Annotated in this window: 13 protein-coding genes and 1 tRNA gene; 7 read left to right on the forward strand and 7 right to left on the reverse strand. The window is 64.4% G+C overall.

All coding sequences use genetic code 11. The features are described from left to right. Positions 1–15: 15 nt before the first annotated feature. Positions 16–2,700, forward strand: a complete 2,685-nt coding sequence (gene mdeB, locus CLU86_RS05655; protein ID WP_199175094.1) for an alpha-ketoglutarate dehydrogenase — start codon at positions 16–18, stop codon at positions 2,698–2,700. A 120-nt stretch (positions 2,701–2,820) separates the two neighbouring features. Here the strand turns inward: mdeB and CLU86_RS05660 are convergent, their stop codons facing one another. The 6 genes from CLU86_RS05660 to CLU86_RS05685 form a co-directional block, all read right to left on the reverse strand. Continuing rightward, the gene (locus CLU86_RS05660) at positions 2,821–3,651 is read right to left on the reverse strand and encodes a zinc-dependent peptidase (protein WP_099740945.1); all 831 of its coding nucleotides are present in this window, start codon (positions 3,649–3,651) and stop codon (positions 2,821–2,823) included. A gap of 38 nt (positions 3,652–3,689) precedes the next feature. Continuing rightward, complete coding sequence (locus CLU86_RS05665; protein ID WP_099740946.1) at positions 3,690–4,481, reverse strand: UDP-2,3-diacylglucosamine diphosphatase; 792 nt, start codon at positions 4,479–4,481, stop codon at positions 3,690–3,692. 20 nt (positions 4,482–4,501) lie between these two features. Next, on the reverse strand, positions 4,502–5,008 hold the full coding sequence (locus CLU86_RS05670; RefSeq protein WP_099740947.1) for a peptidylprolyl isomerase: 507 nt from the start codon (positions 5,006–5,008) through the stop codon (positions 4,502–4,504). Positions 5,009–5,053: 45 nt separating this feature from the next. After that, the gene (locus CLU86_RS05675) at positions 5,054–5,635 is read right to left on the reverse strand and encodes a peptidylprolyl isomerase (protein ID WP_099740948.1); all 582 of its coding nucleotides are present in this window, start codon (positions 5,633–5,635) and stop codon (positions 5,054–5,056) included. Continuing rightward, entirely contained in the window at positions 5,632–6,939 is a 1,308-nt protein-coding gene (locus CLU86_RS05680) for a L,D-transpeptidase family protein (RefSeq protein ID WP_369803808.1), read from the reverse strand. Before CLU86_RS05680 ends, CLU86_RS05675 begins: the two co-directional genes overlap by 4 nt. 111 nt (positions 6,940–7,050) lie before the next feature. Beyond that, positions 7,051–8,136 (reverse strand): tetratricopeptide repeat protein, encoded by a 1,086-nt coding sequence (locus CLU86_RS05685; protein ID WP_099740949.1) that lies wholly within the window; start codon positions 8,134–8,136, stop codon positions 7,051–7,053. A 214-nt stretch (positions 8,137–8,350) separates the two neighbouring features. Between CLU86_RS05685 and cysS the strand changes: the two genes are divergently transcribed. The 5 genes from cysS (at position 8,351) to CLU86_RS05710 (ending at position 12,921) form a co-directional block, all read left to right on the forward strand. Then, positions 8,351–9,727 (forward strand): cysteine--tRNA ligase, encoded by a 1,377-nt coding sequence (gene cysS / locus CLU86_RS05690; protein WP_099740950.1) that lies wholly within the window; start codon positions 8,351–8,353, stop codon positions 9,725–9,727. A 45-nt stretch (positions 9,728–9,772) separates the two neighbouring features. Then, positions 9,773–10,447 carry a DNA-3-methyladenine glycosylase gene (locus CLU86_RS05695; protein WP_369803809.1) on the forward strand — a complete coding sequence of 225 codons (675 nt, stop codon included), beginning with the start codon at positions 9,773–9,775 and terminating at the stop codon, positions 10,445–10,447. An 87-nt stretch (positions 10,448–10,534) separates the two neighbouring features. Then, positions 10,535–11,512 carry an acetyl-CoA carboxylase carboxyltransferase subunit alpha gene (locus CLU86_RS05700; RefSeq protein ID WP_099655235.1) on the forward strand — a complete coding sequence of 326 codons (978 nt, stop codon included), beginning with the start codon at positions 10,535–10,537 and terminating at the stop codon, positions 11,510–11,512. Positions 11,513–11,650: 138 nt separating this feature from the next. Next, positions 11,651–12,601: a tRNA lysidine(34) synthetase TilS gene (gene tilS, locus CLU86_RS05705; RefSeq protein ID WP_099740951.1), complete on the forward strand. Its 951-nt coding sequence runs from the start codon at positions 11,651–11,653 to the stop codon at positions 12,599–12,601. A gap of 227 nt (positions 12,602–12,828) precedes the next feature. After that, a tRNA-Ser gene (locus CLU86_RS05710) sits at positions 12,829–12,921 on the forward strand. Here the strand turns inward: CLU86_RS05710 and CLU86_RS05715 are convergent. After that, on the reverse strand, positions 12,889–13,215 hold the full coding sequence (locus tag CLU86_RS05715) for a hypothetical protein (protein WP_099740952.1): 327 nt from the start codon (positions 13,213–13,215) through the stop codon (positions 12,889–12,891). The genes CLU86_RS05710 and CLU86_RS05715 overlap by 33 nt on opposite strands. Before the next feature lie 416 nt (positions 13,216–13,631). On the opposite strand from CLU86_RS05715, the gene CLU86_RS05720 reads away from it, so the two are divergent. After that, positions 13,632–13,931, forward strand: coding sequence for a hypothetical protein (locus CLU86_RS05720; RefSeq protein ID WP_099740953.1), 300 nt, complete (start codon positions 13,632–13,634; stop codon positions 13,929–13,931). Positions 13,932–13,979 lie beyond the last annotated feature (48 nt).

A 13,979-nucleotide genomic window follows, 5' to 3' on the forward strand; every position in this document is an offset into this window, starting at 1 on the left:
ACTACAGTGAACGGCATGAACGCCCCTACACCCCACACCCTGCTGCAAGCCGCTGATCCCGCCGCCCTCGATTGCACCCTGGGTGCGCCGGACGCGGATCCCCAAGAAACTGCCGAATGGCGCGACGCCTTTGTGGCCTTGGTGGCCACCGAGGGGCCAGAGCGGGCGCGCCACATTCTGGCCGAGCTGGTGCACCTGGCGCGCACCCAGCAGATTGGCTGGCAGCCCCAGCTCAACACGCCCTACGTGAACACCGTGGCGGCGCAGAACCAGCCTGCGTTTGCGGGGGATCTGGCGGTGGAAGAGCGGCTGGCATCCATCATGCGCTGGAACGCGCTGGCCATGGTGGTGCGGGCCAACCAGGCCTATGGTGAACTGGGCGGGCACATTGCCAGCTATGCCAGCGCGGCCGATTTGTTTGAGAGCGGCTTCAACCACTTCTTCCGCGCCCGCGAGGGCCTGGGCGAAGGGCAGCACCGGGGCGACTTGGTGTTCTTTCAGCCGCACAGCGCGCCGGGCGTGTACGCGCGGGCGTTTCTGGAAGGGCGCTTGTCTGAACAAGACCTGATGCACTACCGCCAGGAAATCACCGCGCCCGCCGCTGGGGCGCAGGGCCTGTGCAGCTATCCGCACCCTTGGCTGATGCCGGACTTCTGGCAGTTCCCCACCGGCTCGATGGGCATCGGGCCCATCAGCAGCATCTACCACGCGCGCTTCATGCGCTACCTCACGCACCGCAATTTGCTCAACTGCGAGGGGCGCAAGGTGTGGGGCGTGTTTGGCGACGGCGAGATGGACGAGCCCGAGAGCATGAGCGCGCTGACCCTGGCCGCGCGCGAGGGGCTCGACAACCTGGTCTGGGTGGTCAACTGCAACCTGCAGCGGCTGGACGGCCCGGTGCGCGGCAATGGCCGCATCATCGACGAGCTCGAGCGCCTGTTTGCCGGTGCGGGCTGGAACGTGGTCAAACTGGTGTGGGGCAGCGACTGGGACGGCCTGTTTGCCCGCGACCTGACGGGCGCGCTGGTGCGCACGCTGCAAGGCACGGTGGACGGGCAAATGCAGACCTTTGCCGCCAAGGACGGGCGCTTTAACCGCGACAACTTCTTCGGCCAAAGCCCCGAGCTGGCCGCGCTGGCCCAGGGCATGACGGACGAGCAGATTGACCGCCTCAAGCGCGGCGGGCACGACCTGGTGAAGATCCACGCGGCCTATGCCGCCGCCAGCGCCCACAAGGGCCAGCCCACCGTCATCCTGGCCCACACCAAGAAGGGCTACGGCATGGGCACAGCCGGGCAGGGCAAGATGACCACGCACAGCCAGAAGAAGTTCGACGATACGGATCTCATCGAATTCCGCAATCGCTTCAACCTGCCGCTCACCGACGCGCAGGCCACGGGCCTGGCCTTCTACAAGCCTGCTGAAGACAGCCCCGAGATGCAGTACCTGCGCCGCCACCGCCAGCAACTGGGCGGCTACCTGCCCCGGCGCGAGACGGTGTGCAATGCGCTGCCCGTGCCGCCCCTGGCCAGCTACGCGCAGTTTGCGCTGCAGGCCGATGGCAAGGAGATGAGCACCACCATGGCCTTTGTGCGCATGCTGGGCACGCTGCTGAAGGACGCCCAGCTCGGCCCGCGCATCGTGCCCATCGTGGCCGACGAGGCGCGCACCTTTGGCATGGCCAACCTGTTCAAGCAGGTGGGCATCTACAGCAGCGTGGGCCAGCGCTATGCGCCCGAAGACATCGGCTCGGTGCTGAGCTACCGCGAGGCGCTGGATGGGCAGATTCTGGAAGAGGGCATCAGCGAGGCGGGCGCGATTGCGAGCTGGACAGCCGCTGCCACCAGCTACAGCGTGCACGGCCTGGCCATGCTGCCGTTCTACATCTACTACTCGATGTTCGGCTTCCAGCGCGTGGGCGACGCCATCTGGGCCGCTGCGGACCAGCGCGCACGGGGCTTTTTGTTGGGCGCGACCTCGGGCCGCACCACGCTGGGCGGTGAGGGGCTGCAGCACCAGGACGGCACCAGCCACCTGGTGGCCGCCACCATCCCCAACTGCAAGGCCTACGACCCGGCCTATGCGGGCGAGATGGCCGTGATCATCGACGCCGGCATGCGCGAGATGGTGACCGAGCAGCGCGACGTTTTCTACTACGTCACGCTGATGAACGAGAACTACGCCCAGCCCGACCTGCCCGCCAATGCGGCCGAGGGGGTGCTGCGCGGTTGCTATTTTTTTAAGAGCTTTCAGCGCTTGCAGGACGGGCGTGAGCAGCCAATTACATCTAAATCAATCACCCTGATGGGCTCTGGCGCCATCCTGACCGAGGTGCTCAAGGCTGCAGAGCTGCTGGCCGCTGAAGGCGTGGAGGTGACGGTGCTGAGCGTGACCAGCTGGAGCGAGCTGGCCCGCGACGGCATTGCCTGCGAGCAGCGCGCCATGGACGGCGGTGCAGCCCCCGAGACCCCGTGGCTGGCGCAGCAACTGGCCGGCACCCAGGGCCCGGTGATTGCCGCCACCGACTACGTGCGCGCCGTGCCTGAGACCGTGCGCGCCTTCGTGCCCGAAGGCCGCCGCTACATCACCCTGGGCACGGATGGCTTTGGCCGCAGCGACACGCGTGCGGCGCTGCGCCAGTTCTTTGGTGTGGATGCGCAGGCCGTGGCCAAGGCGGCGCGCTTTGCGCTGGGTTTGTAGTCAAAATGGCTTCTGGCGTTTGAAATATAAGCGCTGGCAGCTATTGAAAATATAGCAATCTGGGCTTCGCAAGAAGGTGTGCTGGCCACCGTGGGCCCGCAGTCTTGCGGCGGGTGGGCCTCAGCCCGCCATCGCTTCGCGCCGGAAGAACGCATCCAGCACCGGCACCAGGCTGGCAAACTCTTGCGCAAACCGGGTGCGGTTCACAAAGTACGCCTCGCAGGCCACGGCAAAAAACTCGGACTGCGAGGTGGCTCCGTAAGCATCCAGCCAGGGCCGTTCGGCGCCAAAGCGCTCGGCCAGGATGACGCGTTCGCGGAACTCCTGGTAGGCGGGCTCCCACGCATTCCACCAGGCTTCATACGCCCCACGGCCTGTGCGGGCGCCCATGAAGCCTGCGGGCAGGGGCGGGCAGCCGTTGGCGGTGCCCGTGCGCATGTCCAGCTTGTGCACAAACTCGTGCACCACCACGTTGTGCCCGCGCGCGGTGTTCTCGTGGGCGTTGGCAATGTGCTGCCAGCTCAGCATCACGGGGCCGCGCTCCATGGCCTCGCCCAGCAGCACCTGGGTGTGTTCGTGCACCACACCGGCCTCGTCCACCGTCTGGCGGCGCGCCACGGCCTCGCCGGGGTGCACCACGATGGTCACGAAATCGTCGTACCAGCCCAGCGCCTTGGCGGCATCGCCCAGGTGCAGCAGTGGCAGGCAGGCCTGCGCCGCAATGTCGATGGCCATGGCATCGGTCACCGCAAGACCGTGTGCGCCGTGGAACTGTTTTTGGTCCAGAAACAGCGCGCTCAGTGCGCGCAGCTTGCTTTGCTCGTGCAGCGACAGCGCGGCCAAAAACGGGTAGCGCTGCAGCGTCTGCAGCCACAGGTCTGCCGAGATGTCGGGCACGGGCGCTACGGTGGCGCGCACATGGCGCCAAAGCCGGTTGAGGATGGGGGGCATGGCAGTGATCGGGCGGGGACGCGATCACGGCCCCTGAGTCAGGATGGCTGGTACATGGGGGCCAGGGCCACCCGTTCCAAGCCCGCTGCGGACAAACGCAGTGTTTCCAGCCGCGGGGGTAATGCGGCGGCGTCCCAGTCGCTCAGCACCACGCGCTGCAGGCCCGGGGCAAGGGTGTGGTCGGCAGGCCGGTGGGTGTGGCCGTGGATGAGGGTGTGGGCGCCTGCCGCCTGCAGCCAGGCGATGGCGCTCGCGTGGTCCACATCGGCATAGATGGCGCCGGACTGCTTGCGCGCCTCGCTCTCTTGCCGAATGCCGCGTGCCTGCGCGCGCCGCACGGCCAGGGGCTGGGACAAAAACTGTTGCTGCCAGGCGCTGCTGCGCGCCTGTACGCGAAAGCGCTGGTAGTCCGTGTCGTCAATGCACAGCAGGTCGCCATGGCTGAGCAGGTAGCGCTGGCCTGCAAAGGTCAGCACGGTGGGGTCTTGCAGGCCGGTGATGCCGCAGTGCTGCAAAAAGGCATTGCCCGCCAGAAAGTCGCGGTTGCCGTGCATGAAGTACAGCGCGCTGCGTTGTGCCGCGGCTTGCAGCTGGTCGCAGACCTGGGCCTCGAAGCTGCCAGGGTCTTGGAGGGCATCGTCGCCCACCCAGACTTCAAAAATGTCGCCGAGCAGAAAGATGGCATCGGCGGGAGTGGCCTGCAGGTAGTGCAGGCATGCGGCCACGGTGGCGGGCTCGCTGGCCTGCAGGTGCAGGTCCGAAATGAAATCGACCGTGCGCCAGTGCGCAGGAGCAGCAAGCTCCGCGAACGGGGGCACGGTCGGGGTCACGTGGTGACAGCGCGGCCTGCTTACAGGGCCACAGCCTTTTCGATGATCACGTCTTCCTTTGGCACGTCGTCATGGAAGCCCTTGCGGCCCGTCTTCACGGCCTTGATCTTGTCCACCACGTCGGTGCCCGAGACCACCTTGCCGAACACGGCGTAGCCCCAGCCTTGGGGGGTGGGGGAGGTGTGGTTCAGGAAGCCGTTGTCGGCCACGTTGATGAAGAACTGTGCGGTGGCCGAGTGGGGGTCGCTGGTGCGGGCCATGGCCACGGTGTAGTTCGCGTTCTTCAGGCCGTTCTTGGCTTCGTTCTCGATGGGGGCATCGGAGTTCTTCTGGTTCATGCCGGGCTCAAAGCCGCCGCCTTGCACCATGAAGCCGGGGATCACACGGTGAAAAATCGTGTTGTTGTAGTGGCCCTTGTTCACATAGGCCAGGAAGTTCTCGGTGGACTTGGGCGCGTTAGCAGCGTCGAGTTCGAGGGTGATGACGCCGTAGCCGGTGATGTGCAGTTCGACTTGTGGGTTGCTCATGGCAGTGCTTCTTTCAGAAAAAAGGTCTGGGGTAGGAATGCGAAATCACTTCACCACGGTGGCCGAAGTGATGGTGATGGGGGTGTTGGGCACGTTTTGGTGGCCGCCCTTGTTGCCGGTGGCCACGGCCTTGATCTTGTCGACCACGGCAGTGCCCTCCACCACCTTGCCGAACACGGCATAGCCATGGCCGTCGGGGTTGGGGGCATTGAGCATGGCGTTGTCCTTCACGTTGATGAAGAACTGCGAGGTGGCCGAGTTGGGGTTGCTCGTGCGCGCCATGGCGATTGTGTAGGTGTCGTTCTTGAGGCCGTTGCTGGCTTCCAGAGGGATCGGTGGCTTGGTGGGCTTTTGCACCATGTCGGCGGTGAAGCCGCCGCCCTGGATCATGAAGCCGTCGATCACGCGGTGGAACACCGTGCCGTCGTAGTGCTTGTCGTTCACGTAGGCGAGGAAGTTCTCAACCGACTTGGGGGCCTTGGCAGGGTCGAGCTGCACCACGATGTCGCCCATGGAGGTGGCGAGCTTGACCTTGGGGGCGGTCTGCGCGTGGGCGGGTGCTACTGAAACCATGGCTGCCAGCGCAATTCCTGCAAGCGTTAGCATCGATTTTCTTTTGGAAATCATCCAATCACTCCTTCAAAAAAGATTTGCCACTGCTGGCCGCGCCGCGTCCAGTACTGGCGTTTGATGGGGCCGGTGCGTGCGCCCTCGGCCACTTCGCCGAACGTTACCACCATGGTGTCGGCCGAGTCGGTCCAGCGCAGGTAGGCCTTGTCCTTGAGGTGGACGGTGCGGCCCTTGAGTGCCTGGGCCTCGGCTTGCAGCACGGCGGCCCATTCGCCCAGGGGCTTTTTCTTGTAGCTCTGAAAGTCGGGGGCGTAAAAGCCCAGCAGGCGGCTCATGTCGCCGTTGGACTTGGCAGTGCGCCAGGCGTTGAGCACTGTCTCAAACGACTGGCGCTCGGCCTGCATGCTCTGGGCTTGCACCCACTGCAGCTTCTGCGCGATGACCACGGGGGTGGAGCGTGGCTCCACCGTGCGCAGGATGCGCTCCAGATCGGGGTTGGCCAGGGCCACGCAACCATCGGTGGCCAGGGGCGCGCGCGAGAACTGGTCGGGCGGCGTGCCGTGCAGCCAGATGCCGCTGCCGGTCTTGCCCCGGCTCTGGTCCAGCGGGTTGGGGTAGTTGATGGGCAGGGCGCCCGCGCCGTAAAAGTCCTTGAGCGTGGCGGGGTCCAGGCGGCTGGTGATGAAGTACACGCCCAGGGGGGTGCGTTGGTCGCCTTCGGTGGCTTTTTCAATGCCCGACTTGCCCACCGAGGCGTAGTAGTCGGCCACCAGCTTCAGGCCCTTGTCCGTGTTCTCAAACAGGTACAGCCGCGAGCGCGAGGCGTCGATGGCAATGGCGTGCTTGTAGCGCGGGGCCAGCTCAACAAACTGCGCCGGGATGTGGGTGGAGGCCGGACGGGCGCGCTGGGCCTGCACGCGCTGGCGCGATTCGGTGCGCAGCTCATCGAGCGTGGCGGTCACTTCGGGCGGGTAGGGCAGGGCTGGCTCTGGTACATCGCCCAGCTGCTTGATGGGGCGCACGCGCGCGGCCAGCAAGTCGCCCACGGCCAGTTGTGCGAGTTGGAAATTGGGGTATTCGCGTGCCAGGCTTTCGGCCTGGGCCAGTGCCTCGCGGCCGCGCCCCTCGCTGGCCAGTTGGTATACCTTGAGCAGGCGCGTTTCGGCCTGACCGTCTTGCAGCGCCTTGGGGGCCACAGGGGTTGGGGCGGCGGGGCGCTTGCTTTTTGCGGCTGGCTGCGATGCTTGCGCATGCACCGGGGGGGCCGCTGCAGACTGCGCCGCCAAGGCGAACAGGGTCACGGCCGTGGCCGCGTGGCGAATCCAGAAGGGGGCTTGCACGCTGCAGTAAGGGGCTGGCACGCTGTGGCGCTGTATCAAGGGGCTGTCAGAAAAAACCGAAGAGCCAACGGCTTGCGCTGTCGGCCCTGTCAAAGGTGAGAGGTCTGGGTTGGAGTCAGGCGGCCAGTGGCATCAACCGCCTGTGGCTTCGCGCACGATGAGCCAGCGGCCGTTGGTCTCCACCAGGTCCAGCGTCTTGCGGCTGGTCACGTTGAGCGAGTCGGCGCTGTAGGCCTGGCGAAAGCGGGCCGTGGCCTTGCTGCCGTTCATCGACACGTTCAGGTCAGACACCTGCACGGTGATCTTGGACTTGCCCACGATGCGGGCTTCGCGTTCTTTTTCCCAGGCGGCGCGGGTTTGCTTGCCGGGTGGGTTGAATTCCTTGCCGTAGGCCGACAGGTAGCCCTTCATGTCCTTGGCAGCCCAGGCGGCGGCCCAGGCTTGCACGGCGGCAGAGACTTCCTTGGTGTCTTTGGCGGCCTCTTTCTTGGCCGTGTCGGCGGCGGGCGCTGCCGCAGGGGCCGCTGCAGGTGCGGGGCTGGCGGCAGGGGCCGCCGCTGCGGGCGCAGGGGCCGCAGTGGGGGCTACTGCTGGGGCTGGCGCCGGTGTTGCCGCAGGTGCGGGGGCGGGGCGCTGCGTGGCAATCACGGCAGGGGCTGGTGCGGTTGCGGCGGGTTTGGCGCCCTTGGCCGCGTCGGCGGAGAACAGTTCACGGATCAGCGCCAGCTTGGGCTTGAGCGATGTGGCGTTGGCCGCGTCCAGCTGCAGCGCCTTGTTGTAGGCCTGGCTGGCCAGCTTGGCATAGATGTCGCCCAGGTTTTCGTGCGCCGTGGCGTAGCTGGGGTTGGTGCGGATGGCCATTTCCAGCGCGGTGCGGGCCTTGTCCAACTGGTTCTGGTTGGCGTACAGCACGGCCAGGTTGTTGTAGGGCTCGGGCAGCTCTGGGTATTCCTCGGTGAGCTTGGTGAACGTGGCCACCGCGTCAGCGGGCTTGCCGGAGTCGGCTTGCGCCACGCCTTTGAGGAAGCGCAATTGCGGGTCGCGGGGGGTGGCGGACAATCGCTGGTCTGCCTTGGCAAGTGCTTCTGCGGCCTTGCCCGCCTTGAGCAACTGGGTGATGTCGGCGTAGTCGTTGGCCTGGGCTGCGCCGGTGCCGACAAGCGCCGTCAGTGCCAACAGGCGCAGGAGTCGGGGAAGGGTGCGGCGGACTTGCTTCATGGGGGTTCTGGAGGGGTTGAACGGCGTGAAACCCGGGCCGGGCTTATACTTCGGCGGATTGTAGCTGAGGGGGGTTGTCATGACGGTGCGCTGTTGCCGCTGGTGATTTCATAGGGTGTCCGGTGCCGGGCACCATCCCCCGCGTGGGGCTGTGCCTCCGCGCTGCAGGGCGATCCGCATCGCCCATCCTCCCCATTCCCGACACTGATACCCCATGAGTTTGCGCATCTACAACACGCTTTCGCGTGCATTGGAAGACTTTTCCCCGCTCGAACCTGGCCACGTCCGCATGTATGTGTGCGGCATGACCATTTACGACCTGTGCCACATCGGCCACGCCCGCATGATGATGGCCTTTGATGTGGTGCAGCGCTGGCTCAAAAGCAGCGGCTTGCGCGTGACCTACGTGCGCAACATCACCGACATTGACGACAAGATCATCAAGCGTGCGCTGGAGCGCGGCATCACCATCCGCCAGCTCACCGACGAGATGATTGCGGCCATGCACCAGGACATTGGCCTTTTGGGCATCGAGCCTCCAACGGTCGAGCCTCGGGCCACTGAATATGTGCCGCAGATGCTCTCGCTCATCAGCCAGCTCGAAGGCAAGGGCTTGGCTTACCGCGCTGGCAATGGTGACGTGAACTATTCCGTGCGCAAGTTTGACGGCTACGGCAAGTTGTCGGGCAAGTCGCTCGATGAGCTGCGTGCGGGCGAGCGCGTGGCCGTGCAAGACGGCAAGGAAGACCCGCTGGACTTCGTGCTGTGGAAATCCGCCAAGGCCGATGAGCCGGAAGACGCCAAGTGGGCCAGCGAGTTTGGCGCGGGCCGTCCTGGCTGGCACATCGAGTGCTCGGCCATGAGCTGCGCCACGCTGGGCGAAACCTTTGACATCCACGGTGGCGGGGCCGACCTGCAGTTCCCTCACCACGAAAACGAAATCGCCCAGAGCGAAGGCGCCACGGGCAAGCCGCTGGCCCATTTCTGGGTGCACAACGGCTTTGTGCGCGTGGACAACGAGAAGATGTCCAAGAGCCTGGGCAACTTCTTCACCATCCGCGATGTGCTCAAGCAGTACGACGCCGAGACGGTGCGCTTCTTCATCGTGCGTGCCCATTACCGCAGCGCCCTCAACTACAGCGATGCCCACCTGGACGATGCACGCCAGGCGCTCAAGCGCCTGTACACCGCGCTGAGCCTGGTGGAGCCCGCTGCCGTGGCGGTGGACTGGAGCAATCCCTACGCTGCACGCTTCAAGGCCGCCATGGACGAAGACTTTGGCACGCCCGAGGCGGTGGCCGTGCTGTTTGACTTGGCTGGCGAGGTCAACAAGACCCGTTCTGCCGAGCTGGCGGGCCTGCTCAAGGGCTTGGGCCAGTGCCTGGGCCTGCTGCAAGGCGACCCCAAGGCCTTCTTGCAGGCCGGTGCCGGTCTGGACGAGTCTGCCATCCAGGCCCAAATTGCCGCCCGCGCTGCGGCGAAGGCCGCCAAGAACTTTGCCGAGGCAGACCGCATCCGCCAGGCGCTGCTGGCGCAAGGCATCGTGCTCAAGGATTCAGCCGCTGGGACGACCTGGGAAGCTGCGCAGTGAACGTTTGTGTGAATAAAACCGCCATCAAGGCAGACTGGATGAGCGGTGGCAGCTACTAAAAAAATAGCATCAATCGATGCCCCTGAGGCTTCGCCCGTGCTGACGACGCCAGCTTACTGGGCCGAGGCGTGCAAGCACCTGGTCAAAAAAGACCGGGTGATGAAGCGCCTGATCCCCCAATTTGGCGATGCAGCGCTGCAAACCCGCCGCGATGCCTTCACCACGCTGGCGCGCAGCATCGTGGGGCAGCAGGCTTCGGTCAAGGCCGCACAGGCCGTGTGGGAACGGTTTGCCGCACTGTCGCGCCAACTGAGCCCGGCCAATGTGCTCAAGCTCAAGGTGGACGACATGCGTGCGGCAGGCCTGTCGGCCCGCAAGATCGACTACCTCGTGGATTTGGCGCTGCACTTTGACAATGGCAAGCTGCACGTCAAGGACTGGGAGTCCATGGACGACGAGGCGATCATTGCCGAGCTGGTGGACATCCGTGGCATAGGCCGCTGGACGGCCGAGATGTTCCTGATCTTCTATCTGCAGCGCCCCAATGTGCTGCCGCTGGACGACCCAGGCTTGATCACGGGCATCAGCCAGAATTACTTTTCTGGCGAATTGGTCAGCCGCAGTGACGCCCGTGAAGTGGCCGAGGCCTGGAAGCCTTGGTGCAGTGTGGCAACTTGGTATATTTGGCGGTCGCTGGACCCCGCACCCGTCGCCGATTGATGGTGGACAACTGACCGTTGCCCGGCATCGGTTACATTGCGTGCCATTTGTGGCCGCCCCGCAGTGCGCGACCTAAGGAGAAAAACGTTGGCGAAAAAAACCTTTCTGGATTTCGAGCAGCCGATTGCCGAACTCGAGTCCAAAATCGAAGAACTGCGCTACGTGCAGACCGAAAGCGCTGTCGATATTTCTGAAGAAATCGACCAGCTGAGCAAGAAGAGCCAGCAGCTCACCAAGGACATCTACAGTGAGCTGAGTCCCTGGCAGATCACCAAGATTGCGCGCCACCCCGAGCGTCCCTACACGCTGGACTACGTGCGCGATATCTTCACGGACTTTGTCGAGCTGCATGGCGATCGCCATTACTCGGACGATCTCTCCATCGTGGGCGGCCTGGCCCGTTTCAACGGCCACGCCTGCATGGTGATGGGCCATCAAAAAGGCCGCGACACCAAAGAGCGCGCCATGCGCAACTTTGGCATGAGCAAGCCCGAGGGCTACCGCAAGGCGCTGCGCCTGATGAAGACGGCCGAGAAATTCAAGCTGCCCGTGTTCACCTTTGTGGACACGCCCGGCGCCTACCCGGGCATTGATGCCGAAGAGCGCGGCCAGTCCGAGGCCATTGGCCGCAACATCTTCGAGATGGCGCAGCTGGAAGTGCCCATCATCACCACCATCATTGGCGAAGGTGGCTCGGGCGGCGCTCTGGCCATCAGCGTGGCTGATCAGGTCGTCATGCTGCAGTACGCCATCTACTCCGTCATTAGCCCCGAAGGCTGCGCTTCCATCCTCTGGAAGACCAGCGACAAGGCGCAGGAAGCGGCTGATGCCCTGGGCATCACCGCCCACCGCCTCAAGGCCTTGGGTTTGGTGGACAAAATCGTGAGCGAGCCCGTGGGCGGCGCGCACCGTGACCACAAGCAAATGGCGGCCTTCCTGAAGCGCGCGCTGGGCGATGCCTTCCGCCAAGTGGCAGACCTCAAGACCAAGGATTTGCTCGACCGCCGCTACGAGCGTCTGCAAAGCTACGGCCGCTTCAGCGATACCAAGGCCGACAGCCGCTGAGCGCACGCACATGACTGCGATGGGCTGTTTTCATCGCCCCCATGCCAAGGCCCCGCAAGGGGCCTTTGTATTTGTGTCGGCCTTTGTGGCTGTGTGGGTCAGTCCCTTGCTGGGCATGTCGGGAAGGGCGGGTTTAGCATGACGCTGTCTGTCGATGCGGCAATGGCCGCTTTCAACCCGGAGTTGCCCTTGGCTGTTGGACTGAGTGGCGGTGCGGACTCCACGGCATTGCTGGTGGCGGCGGCCCAGAAGTGGCCGGGCCAAGTGCGGGCAATCCACGTCAACCACGGCTTGCAGGCTGCGGCTGCGGTGTTTGAAGCGCATTGCGTGCAGTTGTGCAGCGCACTGCAGGTGCCCCTGGTGGTGCAGCGGGTGGATGCCCGCCACGCCAGCGGGCAGAGCCCTGAAGACGCTGCGCGCCAGGCGCGTTACCAGGCCTTTGACGCTGCATTGGCCGAAGATTCAGCGCTGGGTGCTATTAAATCGGTAGCACTGGCGCAGCATGCCGATGACCAAGTGGAAACGATGCTGCTGGCGCTCTCCCGAGGCGCAGGCGTCGCGGGCCTGGCCGCCATGCCCGCCCAGTGGCAGCGCGCAGGTCGGCCGTGGTACCGGCCCTGGCTGCAGGTGCCGGGCAGCGCAGTGCGCGACTGGCTGCGCCAGAGTGGGCAGACCTGGGTGGAAGACCCCAGCAACAGCGACGAGCGCTTTACCCGCAATCTGATCCGCGCACGCCTTTTGCCTGCGCTGGAGGCTGCCTTCCCCGCATTCCGCGACACCTTTGGCCGCGCCGCATCCCACGCCGCTCAGGCCGATGCATTGCTGCAAGAAGTCGCCCAGCAAGACTTGCTACTGATTGGCGCACCGCCACAGATCAAGGCCTTGCAAGCGCTGAGCCGGGCCCGGCAAGCCAATGTGCTTCGCCAATGGCTGCGTGTGCACCACCACACCACACCCTCAGCCGCCCAATTGGCCGAGCTGCTGGACCAAGTGGCCGCCTGCACCACCCGAGGGCATCGATTGCGGCTCAAGGTAGGGCGGGGCTTTGTTGTCCGTCAGGGGCCGATTCTGGATTGGTGTTGCACCTAGGCTTTGTAGGAGCGCCCGCAGGGGCGTGTGCTCATGGCCTGTGAGTGCGGGGTCAACGGCTGCAGAGGCTCTCGCTTTGGAAACTGCATCGCCAAAAACGATCAATGAAACACAGTCCGAGCAGATCGGATACGGGCTGCGCAACGCATTCGATCCAACGTCCGTCCGTTTGCCTGACGTTCGAGTTTCGCTGAGAGGCGCTAAAAATGAGGCATAATAGCTGGATTGGAAACGTGACCGAGTGGCCGAAGGTGCTCCCCTGCTAAGGGAGTATGGGGTGTAGAGCCTCATCGAGGGTTCGAATCCCTCCGTTTCCGCCAATCAGAAGGAAAAGCTGCAAGCATGGCCTCAAAACCATCTGCAGCTTTTTTTTCGTCCGCGTTCTCTGACGCGGCCAAGTCCTCGGCCATAGCAGCCACAAAAGCGTGAGTCGGGTCTTCACCCAGGATCACGCGCATATTTCCCCGCACCCTCCAGTTCGCGCTCCGTGTGCCTTGCTTCATCTGCGTGATGTGGCTTTTGTGCAGTCCTAGCAGTTCTGCCAGCTTTGCCTGGCTTCCTGCCGCTGCCGATGCTTCGTCTATCAGCGCTGCCAAGTTTTCAAGAGTTGCCATTTTGTAAACCTTTGGTGTACTATCCGGTTGCCAATTTGTGAACGTTTGCTTATTGGCAATTATCCATTGAGCCACCCGGTCAGCGCGCAGTGTTCAACAGCCCGACCTACCGCCAGAAGCAGGGCGGCTCCATGGATCACCTCTGGAGCCGCCATGTCAAACACCTATCCCCGCCACGGGGAACCCACTTGCCCGACCCCTGCCACTCAACAGCCCGGTGAAAGCTTGGCGGCTCCAGCCGACGCTGGGCAGGGGGCGGGCACCTTGCCTACAGCAGCAGACCCTGTTTATGGGCGTGCTGGCACTCCTTTCCTTGATGAGCTTGCCCAGCCTCTGGGCTTTTGGACTGTTGCTTGTTACGGCGAGTGCCTTGGCTACTACCACCCCTCGCGATCTGTCCGTGAGGCTCGCCGCGCATGAACCGCCGCCAGCTCGTCCAATCCGGCGCCGGGATGCTGTCCATGTACAGCGCCCCACGCAGCACCGCCCCCTATTGCTTCAACTGCAATTGCCCCATCGGTGACGACGCATGCAAGTGCACGGTGTTCACCGTTCACTGCCTGCCAGGCATGTTGGCCAACGGCCAGACCACGCGCACCTATACCAACCCCAAGGCCTTTAACGACTACGTCGCCGCCATTCGCGTGCTCGGCCTGGTCGTGTCCTTTGACTCCCCCCTGGTTGCTCGCGTGAGCAAACCAGCCGCCGCCCAATGACTACAGCCCAAGCCCTCCACGACTCCCCCCCATCCGCAGGGGCGGGGG

It is taken from the genome of Acidovorax sp. 62, assembly GCF_002754495.1.
Classification (GTDB): Bacteria; Pseudomonadota; Gammaproteobacteria; order Burkholderiales; family Burkholderiaceae_C; genus Acidovorax.